Here is a 15,613-nt window from a genome sequence, read left to right on the forward strand (position 1 = left end):
CAACTGACCAAGCCAGTTCACAGGGATAGGCACCAGCTAAAAAGGGGAAGCATTGTACTGCATGAAGGCCTTTACCAGAACCATCAAAAAGCAGCTCACTGTATCCTTTTCATTCAGCAAGCAGTTTATGCAGGGAGTTAAGAAGACGTGAGCACGTCAGTGGCAGATGAAGAGCTGTTGTAAAATCAGAGGGTTATTTCAGCCATGAGTTAAAAAGCATTTGACTCATGAAAGCCGATCCCTATAATGCAGCTCCATTGCCGAAGTGGCGGAATCGGTAGACGCACCGGATTCAAAATCCGGCGTTGGCGACAACGTGTGGGTTCGAGTCCCACCTTCGGCACCAAATTTAAAGAGGCGCTCAGCAAACACTGAAGCGCCTCTTTTATTTTACCCGGCACTAACACCGACTTGTCCTAAGACAACCATGAGCCGTGCCGCGCTCATCTCTCAGCCTTTTCAGGCCTTCATACTTTTCTGTGCCAGCTCAGTAAGAGCCACACGCGCCTCATTCAGAATATCCATATTGCGCTGACCGGCCTGACGCAGCGTTTCTTCGATTTCTTTGGCATAAGCCTGCTGCAGCTTCACTACATCTTCAGGCTTGCTGCAATTGGGCAATTCCTTGGTTTGTGCCATCGTCGCCTCAACACAGCTTTGAGTGCACTCCATCTGCTGCTTTGCCAGCAACTCCAGCATATTAGTCTGGATCCGCATCATCTCCTGCAGAGGACCCATCGCATCCTTCATCTGCTTATTCATGGAATCAATCATGGTCTAACTCCTTTTCATCATGTGAGCTAACGCTCTGTTTTCGCATTACTTTGCTTGTAAAAAATGGCTGCACGCCCATTCCCTATATACCTGTGAATTGTGACGGTCACCACCTGACATTACATTCACACCAGCCGATGTGCGCCTGTGCTCACACTCTTCAGCACAGACCCGACTTGTCGCTGACCGGGCGATACCTGCTACCTTACCCCAGAGCAGCACAGACAAAGAAGCGTCATAGCGCCTTTCTGTTGATACTCCTCAATTTTCCTCAGGGGTGAAGTTTGTCTACAATGCCGAGGCTTATACGCCAACACTAAAGCATCGAGAACAACGCCACTTCCGGCACCAGACAGCGATGCGCTCAGCCGTCGAATCCCAACGAGAGTTCGATCATGAAAAATTTTTTGCTGCCCGCGCTCGCTGCAGTATGGCTTAGCCTCGGTACCTCTGCCAGTTACGCCGCAAGCCTCGAAGTGGGCTCCGAAGCCTTTCAGCAGCAGGACTACAGCAAGGCCTTGCAACACCTGCAACCCCTCGCTGAGCAAGGCAATGCCGATGCGCTTTATCTGCTGGCACAAATGTACGAGAAAGGTACGGGCGTACCGCTCGACAAGGAGAAAGCCAAGGTTTACTACCAGGGAGCCGCCAGCCAGGGCAACATGGATGCACTCAATGCGCTTCGCAGCCTGAAAAATGAAGATTACCGCAAGGAGCTGGATGCCCTTTTGCCTAGGGCTAAGGCGGGAGATGCCGAAGCACAGAACCGATTAGGCAAGATGTACGAGTTCGGTCAGGGTACCGAGCGCAGCCCAGAGCAGGCTTTCCACTGGTACAGCATGGCTGCCACTCAAAATCTGCCCGAGGGCATTCTTAACCGCGGCCGATGCTATAACCTGGCGATAGGGATCAATCAGAACTTCCATCAGGCCGAAAATGATTACCGGGCCGCTGCCCAGCTCGGACTGGATGAAGCGATGTTTTGGCTGGGCGCTATGTATTTCAATAACCATGGCGAAGATAAAAGCGATGATGCCGATGTCATCGGCTATGCCTGGCTGAAGAATGCCGCCGATAAGGGCCATGCTATAGCCCTGAAAATGATATCGCGCCTGGAGCTCAAGCTGACATCAGAACAACTGCAACGCGCGCGCAATTTGGCAGAGTCGATAAAGGCCGAGCTTAACAGCAAAGCAAGTTAGCACTCCCCTATACCAACGGCCCAAAACCCGCTCAGATTCTCGTGCTCCAAGGCCCGGCAAGGCGAAAAGCACTGAGAAAAGCGCCGTGTAAAGGGATCAATAAGCCAGCGAGCCTGCAAAGGGTCTTTTCAACACCTTGTGGCCGACACCCAGCAGATCGCGAACACGTTCTTACCTCAGGAGCCGTTATGCCACGCCCTTTTGATGAAGGCAGCGCACTTGCCCAGAGCTATCCTGCCGCCTCACTGATACGACGTCTGGCAGCCATGTTTTATGACTCATTACTGTGTATAGCACTGCTGATGGTGCTGACAGCCATCGCCATGGCCGTGAGCAACATTGGCAACACTGGCCCGGTGGTTGCGGCAAAGGGGCCACTGTTTCGCAGCCTTCTGTTTATCAGTGTTTTTGCTTTTTTTGCCAAGTTCTGGACCTGGCCCGGCCAGACCCTGGGCATGCAATGCTGGCGTGTCAGAGTACAGCGCACAGACGGTCAGCCCATATCCTATATGCAAGCACTGGTTCGCTTTCTGATGGCCTGCGTGTCCCTAGCGTGCTGTGGACTGGGTTTTCTCTGGTCACTGTGGGACAAGGAACGCCTGACGTGGCATGACCGCTATTCGGAAAGCCGTCTGGTCGTACTGCCCAAAACCACCAGGAAGCAATAAGCAGGTAGTGGCAAGTCGACACCAGAGTATCGAGGCTGATAAAGCGTCAGCGCACTCTGCGTAACAAATACATGCCCGCAATGACGCAGAGCACTATTGGCACCATCACCGCCAGCAGAGGTGATACCCCTGACAAGGTGACCACCGGCCCCAATAGCTGCTGACTGAGACGGAATGCGACCCCGACAATCAGCCCACTCACTACACGCTGCCCCATGCTTACTGAGCGCAACGGCCCAAAAACAAAGGACATCCCCACCAGTACCAGCGCCAGTGTGGCAATGGGCTGCAACAACTTCTGCCAGAATGCCAGCCAGTACGCATCCGACTCCAAGCCCTGATCCCGCAGATAACTGCCGTAATGCCACAATCCTTCCATCGACAGATACAACGGATCCAGCACCACCAGACGCAGCAGCTCAGGAGTCAGTTGAGTGTTCCAGGCAACCTGATTCTGCTGCGTGGTTTTCACCTCATGCTGGCTAAGCTGCATATCCTGCACATGCTCCAGCGTCCAGTGACCATCCTGATACTGCGCCTGCTCAGCCGTGCGGGTACTGACCAACTCTCGGCTGGGGCTGAACTGATATTCAGTGACACCATAAATGACCCCGCGACTATCCACTGCATTGAAGTGCATAAAGGTGTCGCCTTCACGATGCCACACGCTGTAACGGCTGGCATATTTGTCCTGCTTGCCAAGCGCCACTGCACGCACGCTTTCCGCTTCAGGGGCATAGTGTGGCACCAGCACTTCGCCGATAAAGGTCACCAGCAACATGATCAGAAAGGTGGGATAAAACAGACTGCGAGCCAGCTGCCACATACTGGTACCTGCAGCACGCATAACGGTCAATTCACTGCTGGCTGCCAGCATCCCCAGACCAATCAATGCCCCCATCAGGGCACTGATTGGCAACATGTCATACAAGCGATCTGGCAGGCTATAAAGCAAATACTGGACAATCTTGCCCAGGGTATAACCCTCGCCAAGGTCATCCAGCTCATCAAGAAAGGCAAACAGCATATCCAGCCCTTCCAGTACAAATAAAGACAGGCCCGTTGCCATCAATACGTGGCGGGCAATGTAACGATCCAACATAGACATCACGAGGCCACTCCTTTACCTGCTGCCAGACCCTGTCGATAACGCTGCTGTCGCCACCAGTCAGGCCCCCACATCAGAGCAACGCCGACGGCCAGAAACAGCAGATGCACCCACCACAATCCGATGTAGGGAGAAATGTGCCCCTTTACTACCTGGGTACGCGCCCAGGACAGTAAAAACAGATAAGCCAGATAGACCAGAATAGCGGGAATTAATTTGGCAAAACGCCCCTGCCGCGGATTTACCTGAGCCAGTGGCAATGCCAGCAGGGTAACCACAAAGATCATGACCGGCAGGGAAAGGCGCCACTGCAAATGAGCCAGGTCGCGAGCAGGCTGCTCCAACCTGAGCAGTCGTGCCGTGCTAAGCGTTTCGGCCTGATCAATCTCTCGTGCAGCCTCAGATTCCGCAATCTTGGCACCATACTCAGCAAAATGGCTGCGCACCACGTCAGCCTGTCCCGGCGTCAGGGTATAACGGCTACCTTCATTAAGAATCCAGTACCGCCCTTCATTATTGTCGTCCGCTTGCTGGCGTCCCTCGTCAGCCACCAGAATCTGCTGACGCTGGCCATTCTGATCTGCCACCGCCATAAAGATGCCCTTCATCTGCCACTTGGCATCGCCATTGGCCTCAACATAGGTTACCCGACGGCCATCGCTGGACTTCTGAAAACGACCAGGCGCCAGGCGCTCTACAGCAGATGCGGATGACTGCTGCTGAAGCAGCATGGCGGTCTTGGTCAACCCCCAGGGGCTGACCCATAAACTCAGTGCGGCAATGCAAACCGCCAGTATGGATGCATATATAAAGGTAGAACGAAGCACCTGAGACTGGCTGATACCGCAGGCATTTAACACCGTCATTTCACTCTCGACATAGAGACGACCGTAGCCAAGCAAAATACCAAGGAAGAACCCGAGCGGCAGAATCAGCTCCAGAAATGCAGGCAAGCGATATGCCATGACGCTGGCAAGCACACCGGGATCGATACTACCTGCGGCTGCCTGGGCCAGGTACTTGATCAGCCGCCCCCCCATGATGATGACCAGCAGCACCAGGCTGACAGCTAACATACTGAAACCCAGCTCTCTGCCCAGATACCGCGTTACGATAGACCCGCTTTTTATCACTGCATCACCCGTTATTTTTTACCAGGATCATAATGGCTACCGCCCGACAGCCATTCGGCAATTATCCGCCACCCCATTGCATACTGATCACAACAACCAGCGGTATCTATGACCGCGTTGCGCTGACAACCATCTGAGTAGTCTACTTTTATCATCAACCGCATTATCATCAGCGCAAGAATGAATAGCGTCCGGTAAAGCCACTTCACCAGAGGCGGCCTATTCTAACCAGCTGTAACCACGGCGTCAGCTTCGCTCCGGGGGCAACATTGCGTCCCCCCAGGTGACGGAGTAGGATGCCGAGGGTATCCGTTTCACATGAAAGCTTGCATTTCTAAGGAATAACTCATGTCACTGAGCATCCATCTGAGTACCGACAATGTACTCACGTCCAGCCGTGAATGTGTTGTAGTAGGGGTTTATGAAGACGGCTCGATGACGCCTTCCGCAACCGCTTTGGATCAGGCCAGCCAAGGCCAGATCAGCGCACTACTGCAGTCAGGCCGCGCCAAAGGCAAGCCCGCTGCAACCCTGCTACTGCCCTATCTGAACGGCTGCAACAGTGCAGTGTTACTGGTGGGCGCGGGTAAACCGAACGAATTGAGTACCGGCAAATATATCAAACTGGTACAAGCTGCAACCAAAGAGCTGAATGACCGCTCCGTCGCCACTGCCGAGACCTATCTGAGTGAGATTGAGGTACCCGGCCGCTCTACTGCCTGGAAAGCCCGTCAGCTGGTCGAACAGGGTGAGTCCAGCCTGTACGTCTATGATGCGACCAAGAGCAAGAAAGCAGAGGCACCTAAGCTGAATGAGCTGGCAGTAGCCATCAACGCTACTGAAGCCCAGTCTGGCAACGAGGCCCTGCGCCATGGTCAAGGTATTGCCGCGGGCGTTGAACTGGCCAAGAGCCTGGCCAACCTGCCCGGTAACATCTGCACACCTACCTATCTGGCAGAGCAGGCTATCGCTCTGGCAGCCGACAACAGCAGCATACTCAGTACCGAAGTGCTGGATGAAGATCAGATGCGTGCACTGGGCATGAACTGCCTGCTCTCAGTGGGCGCTGGCAGTGATCAGCCGTCAAAGCTGATCGTCATGAACTACAAGGGGCTGGCTGATGGCAGCAAGCCTTACGTATTCGTTGGCAAAGGTATTACCTTCGATACCGGTGGCATCAGCCTGAAGCCCGGCGAAGGTATGGATGAGATGAAATTCGACATGGGCGGTGCGGCCAGCGTGTTTGGTCTGATGAAAGCACTGTGCGAACTGAAGCTGCCCTTGAACGTGGTTAGCGTAGTGGCCGCGGCAGAAAACATGCCCAGTGGACGTGCGACCAAGCCGGGTGATGTGGTTACCACCATGTCTGGCCAGACCGTAGAGATCCTCAATACCGATGCGGAAGGCCGCTTGGTTCTGTGTGATGCTCTTACCTATGTTGAGCGCTTCAACCCTGAAACCGTTATCGACATTGCTACCCTGACCGGCGCCTGCGTGATTGCCCTGGGCCACCATACATCAGGGCTGATGGCCAATGATGATGCGCTGGCAGATGCCCTGTACAGCGCAGGCCAAACGTCTTATGACCGTTGCTGGCGTCTGCCGCTGTACGAAGAGTATCAGGAACAGCTGGACTCCAACTTTGCAGATATCCCCAACATTGGCGGACGCCCCGGCGGCAGCATTACTGCGGCCTGCTTCCTGTCACGCTTCACCAAAAGCTACCGCTGGGCGCATCTGGACATCGCAGGTACTGCCTGGACCAGCGGCAAAGCCAAGGGCTCAACCGGTCGCTGCGTTCCCCTGCTGACCCAGTATCTGCTGGATCGCTTGTAATCCGGCCTCTGCATAAACATATGCTTGCAGGCCACATCACCTCGTGTGGTGTGGCCTGCATCTTACAGCCTTTGCCCTCTCCCTGACTTTACTGCCATAATCCCTCGCCTCGCCGTTATTGGTCAGAAACCTCACTATGCTGCAACGGGTAGACTTCTACATTCTTAACTCTCATCAGGATCAGGACCGCTGGCGTATCCTCGGCACCCTGCTCGGACGTCAGTGGCTCAAGGGCCATCGATTCCATATCCACTGCCGTGATCAGAATGAGTGCGAGGAGCTCGACAGTTTTCTCTGGCAGAGTGACATTACCGACTTTCTGCCTCACCATCGACTGGACAAAGAATTTGCAGGAGATAGCCCTATCACGCTTGGCCACCCACAATCATGGCCAGAAAAAAGGGACATTCTGGTGAACTTCGATCTGCACCTGCCTGAAGCGATGCATAGTTTTGAGAGAGTCCTGGAAATAGTCGTTCAGGATCCAGTATGGCTGGATGCACAGCGCGATCACTATCGCCAGTTCAAGAAAATGGGACTTACGCCACAGATTCACAAGCTGGGCTGAAATGGCAGAGACCATACACTGCTAACAGCTTCATACTCATGATCCTGAAGGTCTGGGTTAGCCAGTCTGCCGTGAGAAACAAATAGAAGAAGCACTATTGCCCAAAGCGATACGCGCAAAGACAGCTCTTACACACAGGCTCTGACAGCCACTATGCTTTAGAAGCTATGCCCTATAGAAGTCACGTCGCGAGTCAGCCTGGTGAAGCGAGAGCGATGACACCCAAAGGTAATTCAGCGCTTCTGCCACTGAGCGGCATCTTTCATCAGAGAAGCGATATCCAGACCGCTGCTGTCAGCCAACTCTTTCAATGATGCACGAAAGCCAAACTTACGTACCTGAGTTTGCTTTGCACGCTGCTCTTCAACCTTGCGCTCCAATATCGCCTTGAGCTGATATAAATCATCCAGGCTGTAGCCTTGTAATAAGCTGGTTATTTTTTCTTCTGTCATTCAGCTAACCTAAATAAGGAAAAAGATGGATGTGAAAGATATGTTTTAAATCTATTCCGTTTGGCCAGTTTATTAACAATTCCCTCATTGCTAGCCAATAGTGTCCTTTTTGCTTTTTTCCAATATCAGACCATCAATGCGTGCTTATTGCATTACCGGCACATTAGATATGGGTAATGCTGGACTGGACGAATTATCCTTATTCAAAATCACAGCCAGCTCCTGCGGCCACGCCAGAGGTAACGCTGGATCCACTGACTCAGCCTGAGGCTCAGCAAACACCGAAGCCGCTCCCTGGTTATCTACCAGCATCAGAGCCATGCGGTTGCTGTCAGAGTTCCAAACAAATCCGGCTTTCTGTGCCAGATCAGGCAAGGGAGAATAACGTGACACTACATATATCAACGGCCCCTCCTGCTGAATTGCAGTGGCCGTATTCAGCAAACTGACGGTGGTCGAGTAGCGCTCCTCACCCAGCAAGGCAACCATGCGAGTTTTAATAACAGGCTGCTCAAACAACTTGGTATCAGCAGGGTTGGCGCCTACCAGCGGGCGCAAAAGCGCACCGAGTAGTTGCCCCTGGGCTCCCAGTAGCAAAGGTGCAGCACACCCCGCCAATAAAACATTCAATAACATAAGCAGAAAAGCAAAATTACGCCATACGCGCATTTTTTCAAGCACTCCACATTCGGTGCAGCCAATTCAGGACATCCGAATGACAACGGTCACAGAGATATTGAAACCTATTCCACAGCAACGGATATAAATCCTGACAGGGCAATAGTGGGTGAATCCAGATTTACGAATAAAGTCAAAAGTGTTCAGGTGCAAACACTTCCCATGTGAGACATCACAAAACAATGATGGATACACAGAGAGGCGGGCCAGAAATCCCACACTCATACATCAACTGGAGTAGTAGACCACAGACTGCAGACCTACCCAGAAAATTGCAGCGAAGCATGACTGCATCTGTGTACATCCGTGTAACAAGAATTGCCAACGGCTGAATAGTAATCGATCACCCTGAGAGTGCCTAGCACCAGCTATGTTTCTGATTGTTGTAAATGCGGCAGATACTCATGACATTAGTGACAGACATTCCTTTTTTCAGCAATCTGATCGCCGCAAAGTATTCACATCCTGCGGCAAACAGGGTTCACCGCCAGCTGGATGCCGGGGTATAATCGCCCGTTATCGTCGAATTGACCCCAGTGCTCCAGCCGCTGTGCCTGCACAGCAGACGTTTATGGAGCCCCATCCGGCTAGGCAGATTACAGATTTCCCCATGGATAAGACTTTTAATCCTCAAGCTATCGAGCGTCAGTGGTATCAAACCTGGGAAGAGAAAGGCTATTTCGCCCCGTCCGGCGAAGGCCAGCCCTACTCCATCGTCATCCCACCACCCAACGTCACCGGTAGCCTGCACATGGGCCACGGCTTCCAGCACACCCTGATGGATGCTCTGATTCGCTATCAGCGCATGAAAGGCTGCAACACGCTGTGGAAAGTAGGCACCGACCATGCCGGTATCGCGACCCAGATGGTGGTCGAGCGTAAGCTGGCGCATGAAGAAGGCAAGACCCGTCATGATCTGGGCCGTGAAACCTTCATCGACAAGATCTGGGAATGGAAAGCAGAGTCCGGCGGTAACATCACCCGCCAGATGCGCCGACTGGGCAACTCCGTTGACTGGAGTTCCGAGCGCTTCACTATGGATGAAGGTTTTTATAAAGCCGTTCAGGAAGTTTTTGTCCGCCTCTATGACGATAAACTGATCTACCGTGGCAAGCGCCTGGTCAACTGGGATCCCAAGCTGCACACCGCCATTTCCGATCTGGAAGTACTTTCCGACGAAGAAGAAAAAGGCTTCCTCTGGCATTTCCGTTATCCGCTGGCCGACGGCGCCAAAACGGCCGATGGCCTGGACTACATCGTCGTAGCGACCACACGCCCAGAGACCATGCTCGGTGACACCGCAGTCGCCGTACACCCTGAAGATGAGCGTTATCAGCACCTGATCGGCAAGTTCGTACAACTGCCACTGGTCGACCGCCTGATCCCCATCATTGCTGATGACTACGTAGATCGTGAGTTTGGTACCGGCTGCGTGAAAATCACCCCGGCCCACGACTTCAATGACTACGAAGTCGGCAAGCGCCATCAGCTGCCTATGATCAACGTACTGACCCTGGATGCCGCCATCCGCGCGGAAGCCGAAGTACTGACGTGCGAAGGCAAGACCGGTGATGCCTATGCCAGCACCCTGCCCGCCAAGTATGCCGGGCTGGACCGCTACGAGGGCCGCAAGCAGATCGTCGCAGACTTCGAGGCACTGGGACTGCTCGATAAAATCGCTGATCACGTACTCAAAGCCCCACGCGGTGACCGCTCAGGGGTGGTGGTCGAGCCGATGCTAACCGATCAATGGTTCGTCGCTGTAGAAGCGCTGGCCAAGCCTGCCATCGAGGCTGTCGAGAACGGCGATATTCAGTTCGTACCCAAGCAATACGAAAACATGTACTTCTCCTGGATGCGTAACCTGCAGGACTGGTGTATTTCCCGTCAGTTGTGGTGGGGGCATCGTATTCCGGCCTGGTACGACGCCGAAGGTAACGTCTATGTCGCACGTACCGAGGAAGAAGCACGCAGTAAGTACAACCTGAGTGCCGAACTCGTACTGTCACAGGACAACGACGTACTGGATACCTGGTTCTCTTCTGCACTGTGGACCTTCGGCACCATGGGCTGGCCGGAGAACACGGCCGAGCTGAAAGCCTTCCACCCCACCTCCGTACTGGTTACTGGCTTTGACATCATCTTCTTCTGGGTGGCGCGCATGATCATGATGACCATGCACTTTATGAAGGATGAAAACGGCAAGGCACAGGTCCCCTTCAAGACGGTCTACGTGACCGGCCTGATTCGCGACTCTCAGGGTCAGAAGATGTCCAAGACCAAGGGCAACGTACTGGACCCGATTGACCTCATCGACGGTATCAGCCTCGACGATCTGCTGGCCAAGCGTACTGCCAACATGATGCAGCCGCAGCTGGCCGCCAAGATCGACAAGGCAACGCGCAAGGAATTCCCCGAAGGTATTGCTGCCTACGGTACTGATGCCCTGCGCTTTACCTACTACTCGCTGGCCTCCACCGGTCGCGATATCAAGTTCGACGTACAGCGTCTGGAAGGCTTCCGTAACTTCTGTAACAAGATCTGGAACGCAGGCAAGTACGTGCTGATGAACGCCGAAGGCCAGGATTGTGGCCAGAACGGCGGAGATGTGGCGCTGTCTCTGGCGGATCGCTGGATTATCAGCCGTCTGCAGGAAGCTGAACAGCGCGTTACCGAAGCGCTGGATACCTATCGCTTCGACCTCGCCTCTCAGGCGTTATATGAGTTTGTCTGGAACGAATACTGTGACTGGTATCTGGAGCTGTCCAAACCCGTACTGTGGGACAAGACCGCCAGCGCTGAGCAACTGCGCGGCACCCGTCAGACCCTGGTTCGTGTACTGGAAGTGATCCTGCGCCTGGCTCATCCCTTCATGCCCTTCATCACTGAAGAAATCTGGCAGAAGGTACGTGACCTCGCCGGCAAACAGGGTGATACCCTGATGCAGCAGCCCTGGCCAGTAGCCAAAAACGAGCGTATCGACCAGCAGGCACTGGTGGATCTGGAATGGGTGAAAGGGGTTATTCTCGGCGTGCGTAACATCCGTGGCGAGATGAACATTTCCCCGGCCAAAGCCATCAACGTGTTCTGCCGTCATGGCGACAGCGAAGACCAGCGTCGTCTGGAGCAAAACCGCACCTTCCTGATGAAGCTGGCCAAGCTGGAAAGCCTGACTTGGCTTGAGGCTGACAAGGAAGCGCCGCTGTCAGCCACCGCACTGGTCGGTGAGATGGAAGTATTGGTTCCGATGGCTGGTCTGATCGATGCCGAAGCGGAAATCGCCCGTATCAGCAAGGAACTGGACAAGCAGACTCAGGAATACACCAAGCTGAAATCCAAGCTGGATAACGCCAGCTATGTCGAGAAAGCCCCCGTGGCCGTGGTCGAGAAAGACCGTGCCCGCGTTGCGGAACTGGACATCAGCCGCGCCAAGCTGGAAGAACAGCTGGAACGCATGAAGTCACTGTAACGCCAGTGCGGTAGTGACCAGGTGCCCGACGGCTCTGCCCTCGGGCACTTCTTTTTTTGATACCTGTCAGACTGACCCTCTGTCTCTCTGACCCATCGTTTGATGAATGACCAGTCTGACCTCTGATTATGCTGACCTCTGATGTAGTGATTATCGGTGCCGGTGCCGCCGGTCTGATGTGTGCCCTGACTGCGGGCTATCGTGGCCGCTCGGTACTGGTACTCGACCATGCCAACAAAGCCGGCAAGAAAATCCTCATGTCGGGCGGAGGACGCTGCAACTTCACCAATATGAATGCAACGCCTGCCAATTATCTGTCTGATAACCCCCACTTCTGCATCTCGGCCCTCAAGCGCTACACCCCGCGAGACTTTGTTGAACTGGTGGACCGTCACGGCCTGGAATATCACGAGAAGGCACCGGGACAACTGTTCTGTGACCACAGCAGCAAGGACGTATTGTCCATTCTGCTGACCGAATGCGAATGGGCTGGTGTGGATATCCGGCTGAAAACGTCGGTAGACAAGATCACCCCTATCCGCGATGGCTTCCAGCTACAGACCAGCATGGGCGCAATACAGTGTGAGTCACTGGTGATTGCCTGCGGTGGCCTGTCGATCCCCACCATGGGCGCGACCGGCTTCGGCTACGATATCGCCCGCCAGTTCGGTATGGATATATTGCCCACCCGCGCCGCGCTGGTCCCTTTCACCCTGCAACCCCAGCAGCTGGAGCATCTGTCGCCGCTGTCCGGTTTGAGCTGCGAGGTCGAGGTCAGCTGTGGCAAGTACCGTTTCCGCGAGCCAATGCTGTTTACCCATCGAGGCCTGAGCGGCCCCTCCATCCTGCAGATTTCTACTTACTGGCAGCCGGGCGATGTCATTCAGCTCAACCTGTTCCCCACCACGAAGGGGCTATTGGACGACCTGCGCCAGCATCGTCAGCAACATCCCAAGCAAAGCCTGGAAACCTGGCTGGCGCAGCAGCTGCCCAAACGTCTGGCAACTACGCTCTGCACCCTGCATGACTGGCAGGGGCCTATGCAAACCTACAGCGACACCCGGCTACGAGAAGTGGTTGAGCTGCTGCAGCAATGGCAGATCAAGCCCAGCGGCACGGAAGGCTATCGCACCGCCGAGGTGACATTAGGCGGCGTAGACACTCGCCATCTGTCGTCCAAAACCATGGCCGTCAATGACATCCCCAACCTCTATTTCATTGGCGAGGTGATGGATGTCACCGGCCAGCTGGGCGGCTACAACTTTCAGTGGGCCTGGGCGTCCGGCTTCAGTGCCGGTAGCGTGGTGTAATTCAGAACCCGTTCACCATATCGCGACCGGGCGAGAGATACAGAGAAGGAACCGGAGTGCGGAGATGTAAATGGCGCTCCTATGGCCTTTCAGCTCCGCAGGCCATCGCGCAGCGGATCATGCACAGACTCTAGAACCACGCCTGCAACAGCCATAAGCAACTCATTCCCGCTATCACGGTGTACAGGGTGTTGCGGCATTTCCAGGCAACCGCGGCAGCAACGATGGCGGAGATGATCTTCGGCCAGTCCAGCTGCCCGCCCAGCTCTGTCGAGGGCATTACCACCGCCGGAGTTACCAGTGCAGCCAGCACACTGGCAGGGACATAGACCAGCGCCCGGCTAAGCAGTGGCGGCACACGCAAACGGCCATAGAGTTCGATAAAAGACAGCCGCAGGGCAAAGGTACACAACCCGATCGCCACAAACAGCAGCCACAACGATCCGTCAGACATTTATGCGGCCCTCCGTTGCAGTGACTCAACGGTCAGCCCGGTGATGATTCCACAACACGATGCCAGCAGCAGTCCAAGGTTATAGGGCATGCCTGCCGCCAGAATAGCAATGATCCCGGCGACCGTGGCTGCTGACAGACTGGCAGAGTTACGAATAGCAGGAACCAGCAGCGCCAGGAATGACAAAGGAATAGCAAACTCCAGCGACCAGGTCTGGGGAATCCCTGCCCCCACAAACACGCCCACCATGACCGACAGTACCCAGCACAACCACATACTCAATGCCGTTCCAGCCAGAAACCAGTGCCCGCTGCCATCCTGCTCTGCCGAAGACAGCCTGACAATACTCAGGGCATAGGCCTGATCAGACAGCAGATAACTCAGCGACCAGCGCAAGCTTCTCGGAAGGTGATGCAGATGAGGGGCCAGCGAGGCGCTGTACATGACAAAGCGCAGGTTAATCACAATGGTGGTCAACAGAATCACCAGTGCATAGGCATCATTTTTCAGCAGCTGAAATGCAGCCATCTGTGCGGACCCGGCAAAAAACAGCAGCGTCATTCCCAGTGTGGTGCCGGGTGAATAGCCCATATCCACCGCAGCCAGTCCGGTCACCAGACCAAAGGGCAAGACCCCCGGCGTCAATGGCAACAACGTCCTTACCCCATCAAAAAATGCCGCCTTTGCCGCCGTACGTTGCATAGGTACGCCTCAATTCTGCTTTTGTATTGGTCGCAGCTTTCCCTGCAGGAAAAGCTATTAACCGATTGAAGTGATATCTGAATAACCCGCCAGTGAACGGGGATACATGCCCTAAGGAGCGCTCGCCACTCAGCGTGAGAAAAGGTTCTCAGCGAACGGCGATACCTGCATCGGCATCAATACAGGTTACCTCAGAGCCCACCTCGGCAAGGAACCAGTCCCGGAAACGAATAAAAGGTTCGCTGTTCAGCTTGTCTTTCATAAAGTTCAGATAATGCTGCTTTTCCTTCAGCTCGACGCTTTGCGATACCGGCCTGACCAGCCGCCCCTCACTGATAAGCGGAGCAATCAGATGGCTCCAGCCAAGCGACACACCGTGCCCGGCCAGTGCCATCTGTATCAGCATGTTGTAGTCGTTGGCATTGAAGGTATTGGCACCCTCCGTCACTTTCTTGACTGGCGCCATGTCAAAAAGGAGAACCAGACGTACCAGTCGATGTGCTCAGCAATCTGCGCCCGGCCATAGGGGCTCAGGTTCAGCAACGGAGCGCTCTTCAGCCCCTGTAACGTGGCCACCTCGGGGTGTTGCTGCAAAAAGGCTGGTGAGCAGACCGGATAGATGAGGTCGTAGAATAGCGGAATCGACAGATAGCCATCGCGCGGGTAGGAGATCTTGTTGATAAAGATATCCGGGGCAACCCCTGGCTCCATCTGTAAAAAGTTTTCCGTCGTGACGACACTGATATGAATATCCTGATTCTGAAACAGGAACTCCGGCAGGCGTCGTGACAGCCACAGTGCCGAAAAGGCAGGCGTACAGCACAACGTCATGGTTTTCTTGTTGCTACCGACGTCCTGAATACGTTCTGCAGCCTGAGCGATATTCACAAACGACAGATAGGCAGCGTCATTGAAAATGGTGCCCGCCTCCGTCAGCTCCACGGCACGACCAACACGATCAACACGATCAACACGATCAAACAATGCTACGCCCAGATAGGACTCAAGCTCACGTATCTGCCGGCTGATAGCTGCCTGACTGACACACAGCGCTTCCGCCGCACGGGTAAAGCTCTGATATTTGGCTGCCGCCACAAAGGACTTCACCGCCCGCAGAGAGGGCATCTTGACCAGAACCTTGTCAGGCTCAGCATGCTTAACCATATTTCTTAACATACTTGACTCATAAGAAGGCCAAACAAGAGTAGCCCCGCCCTCTGGGCAAAGTCCATCCGCCAGCCGCAACTACTATTCGCACT

General features: G+C 54.4%; 15 protein-coding genes and 1 tRNA gene. 7 read left to right on the top strand and 9 right to left on the bottom strand.

Annotation, left to right across the window (positions count from 1 at the left end):
* The first annotated feature begins 259 nt into the window (after nucleotides 1–259).
* A tRNA-Leu gene (locus tag QCD60_RS05325) sits at nucleotides 260–346 on the top strand.
* Between the two features lie 113 nt (nucleotides 347–459).
* Here the strand turns inward: QCD60_RS05325 and QCD60_RS05330 are convergent.
* The gene (locus tag QCD60_RS05330) at nucleotides 460–774 is read right to left on the bottom strand and encodes a phasin family protein (protein ID WP_279783084.1); all 315 of its coding nucleotides are present in this window, start codon (nucleotides 772–774) and stop codon (nucleotides 460–462) included.
* Between the two features lie 395 nt (nucleotides 775–1,169).
* On the opposite strand from QCD60_RS05330, the gene QCD60_RS05335 reads away from it, so the two are divergent.
* Both QCD60_RS05335 and QCD60_RS05340 read left to right on the top strand, forming a co-directional pair.
* Nucleotides 1,170–1,976, top strand: a complete 807-nt coding sequence (locus QCD60_RS05335) for a tetratricopeptide repeat protein (RefSeq protein ID WP_279783085.1) — start codon at nucleotides 1,170–1,172, stop codon at nucleotides 1,974–1,976.
* A 188-nt stretch (nucleotides 1,977–2,164) separates the two neighbouring features.
* On the top strand, nucleotides 2,165–2,644 hold the full coding sequence (locus QCD60_RS05340) for an RDD family protein (protein WP_279783086.1): 480 nt from the start codon (nucleotides 2,165–2,167) through the stop codon (nucleotides 2,642–2,644).
* Between the two features lie 46 nt (nucleotides 2,645–2,690).
* Here the strand turns inward: QCD60_RS05340 and lptG are convergent, their stop codons facing one another.
* On the bottom strand, nucleotides 2,691–3,752 hold the full coding sequence (gene lptG, locus QCD60_RS05345) for an LPS export ABC transporter permease LptG (protein WP_104155418.1): 1,062 nt from the start codon (nucleotides 3,750–3,752) through the stop codon (nucleotides 2,691–2,693).
* On the bottom strand, nucleotides 3,752–4,885 hold the full coding sequence (lptF, locus tag QCD60_RS05350; RefSeq protein WP_279783087.1) for an LPS export ABC transporter permease LptF: 1,134 nt from the start codon (nucleotides 4,883–4,885) through the stop codon (nucleotides 3,752–3,754). The genes lptG and lptF overlap by 1 nt, the downstream gene beginning before the upstream one ends.
* A 348-nt stretch (nucleotides 4,886–5,233) precedes the next feature.
* Here lptF and QCD60_RS05355 point away from each other — a divergent pair, with 348 nt between their 5' ends.
* Together QCD60_RS05355 and QCD60_RS05360 are read left to right on the top strand one after the other, a co-directional pair.
* Complete coding sequence (locus tag QCD60_RS05355) at nucleotides 5,234–6,721, top strand: leucyl aminopeptidase (RefSeq protein WP_279783088.1); 1,488 nt, start codon at nucleotides 5,234–5,236, stop codon at nucleotides 6,719–6,721.
* 136 nt (nucleotides 6,722–6,857) lie between these two features.
* The gene (locus QCD60_RS05360; RefSeq protein WP_279783090.1) at nucleotides 6,858–7,289 is read left to right on the top strand and encodes a DNA polymerase III subunit chi; all 432 of its coding nucleotides are present in this window, start codon (nucleotides 6,858–6,860) and stop codon (nucleotides 7,287–7,289) included.
* Nucleotides 7,290–7,522: 233 nt separating this feature from the next.
* Here the strand turns inward: QCD60_RS05360 and QCD60_RS05365 are convergent, their stop codons facing one another.
* On the bottom strand, nucleotides 7,523–7,741 hold the full coding sequence (locus QCD60_RS05365) for a hypothetical protein (RefSeq protein WP_104155414.1): 219 nt from the start codon (nucleotides 7,739–7,741) through the stop codon (nucleotides 7,523–7,525).
* 144 nt (nucleotides 7,742–7,885) lie between these two features.
* Complete coding sequence (locus tag QCD60_RS05370; RefSeq protein ID WP_279783091.1) at nucleotides 7,886–8,338, bottom strand: hypothetical protein; 453 nt, start codon at nucleotides 8,336–8,338, stop codon at nucleotides 7,886–7,888.
* A gap of 691 nt (nucleotides 8,339–9,029) precedes the next feature.
* On the opposite strand from QCD60_RS05370, the gene QCD60_RS05375 reads away from it, so the two are divergent.
* Both QCD60_RS05375 and QCD60_RS05380 read left to right on the top strand, forming a co-directional pair.
* On the top strand, nucleotides 9,030–11,888 hold the full coding sequence (locus QCD60_RS05375) for a valine--tRNA ligase (RefSeq protein ID WP_279783092.1): 2,859 nt from the start codon (nucleotides 9,030–9,032) through the stop codon (nucleotides 11,886–11,888).
* 128 nt (nucleotides 11,889–12,016) lie between these two features.
* Nucleotides 12,017–13,198 carry an NAD(P)/FAD-dependent oxidoreductase gene (locus QCD60_RS05380; RefSeq protein ID WP_279783093.1) on the top strand — a complete coding sequence of 394 codons (1,182 nt, stop codon included), beginning with the start codon at nucleotides 12,017–12,019 and terminating at the stop codon, nucleotides 13,196–13,198.
* 130 nt (nucleotides 13,199–13,328) lie between these two features.
* On the opposite strand, the gene QCD60_RS05385 is transcribed toward QCD60_RS05380, so the two are convergent.
* From QCD60_RS05385 to QCD60_RS05400, 4 genes are all read right to left on the bottom strand, one after another.
* On the bottom strand, nucleotides 13,329–13,652 hold the full coding sequence (locus QCD60_RS05385) for an AzlD domain-containing protein (protein WP_279783094.1): 324 nt from the start codon (nucleotides 13,650–13,652) through the stop codon (nucleotides 13,329–13,331).
* Complete coding sequence (locus QCD60_RS05390; RefSeq protein WP_279783095.1) at nucleotides 13,653–14,354, bottom strand: AzlC family ABC transporter permease; 702 nt, start codon at nucleotides 14,352–14,354, stop codon at nucleotides 13,653–13,655.
* A gap of 148 nt (nucleotides 14,355–14,502) precedes the next feature.
* A complete protein-coding gene (locus QCD60_RS05395; protein ID WP_279783096.1) occupies nucleotides 14,503–14,820 on the bottom strand; it encodes a LysR substrate-binding domain-containing protein in 318 nt (105 codons plus the stop codon).
* Entirely contained in the window at nucleotides 14,799–15,530 is a 732-nt protein-coding gene (locus QCD60_RS05400; RefSeq protein WP_279783097.1) for a LysR family transcriptional regulator, read from the bottom strand. The genes QCD60_RS05395 and QCD60_RS05400 overlap by 22 nt, the downstream gene beginning before the upstream one ends.
* Nucleotides 15,531–15,613 lie beyond the last annotated feature (83 nt).

The organism is Pokkaliibacter sp. MBI-7, from assembly GCF_029846635.1.
Taxonomy (GTDB): domain Bacteria; phylum Pseudomonadota; class Gammaproteobacteria; order Pseudomonadales; family Balneatricaceae; genus Pokkaliibacter.

Excerpts from the sequence above, each read along its gene's own strand:
- QCD60_RS05380 (WP_279783093.1), top strand. The coding sequence starts at position 12,017 with ATGCTGACCTCTGATGTAGTGATTATCGGTGCCGGTGCCGCCGGTCTG.
- QCD60_RS05360 (WP_279783090.1), top strand. The coding sequence starts at position 6,858 with ATGCTGCAACGGGTAGACTTCTACATTCTTAACTCTCATCAGGATCAG.
- lptG (WP_104155418.1), bottom strand. The coding sequence starts at position 3,752 with ATGTCTATGTTGGATCGTTACATTGCCCGCCACGTATTGATGGCAACG.
- QCD60_RS05340 (WP_279783086.1), top strand. The coding sequence starts at position 2,165 with ATGCCACGCCCTTTTGATGAAGGCAGCGCACTTGCCCAGAGCTATCCT.
- QCD60_RS05355 (WP_279783088.1), top strand. The coding sequence starts at position 5,234 with ATGTCACTGAGCATCCATCTGAGTACCGACAATGTACTCACGTCCAGC.
- QCD60_RS05395 (WP_279783096.1), bottom strand. The coding sequence starts at position 14,820 with ATGGCGCCAGTCAAGAAAGTGACGGAGGGTGCCAATACCTTCAATGCC.
- QCD60_RS05385 (WP_279783094.1), bottom strand. The coding sequence starts at position 13,652 with ATGTCTGACGGATCGTTGTGGCTGCTGTTTGTGGCGATCGGGTTGTGT.
- QCD60_RS05365 (WP_104155414.1), bottom strand. The coding sequence starts at position 7,741 with ATGACAGAAGAAAAAATAACCAGCTTATTACAAGGCTACAGCCTGGAT.
- QCD60_RS05390 (WP_279783095.1), bottom strand. The coding sequence starts at position 14,354 with ATGCAACGTACGGCGGCAAAGGCGGCATTTTTTGATGGGGTAAGGACG.
- QCD60_RS05335 (WP_279783085.1), top strand. The coding sequence starts at position 1,170 with ATGAAAAATTTTTTGCTGCCCGCGCTCGCTGCAGTATGGCTTAGCCTC.
- QCD60_RS05330 (WP_279783084.1), bottom strand. The coding sequence starts at position 774 with ATGATTGATTCCATGAATAAGCAGATGAAGGATGCGATGGGTCCTCTG.
- QCD60_RS05400 (WP_279783097.1), bottom strand. The coding sequence starts at position 15,530 with ATGTTAAGAAATATGGTTAAGCATGCTGAGCCTGACAAGGTTCTGGTC.
- QCD60_RS05375 (WP_279783092.1), top strand. The coding sequence starts at position 9,030 with ATGGATAAGACTTTTAATCCTCAAGCTATCGAGCGTCAGTGGTATCAA.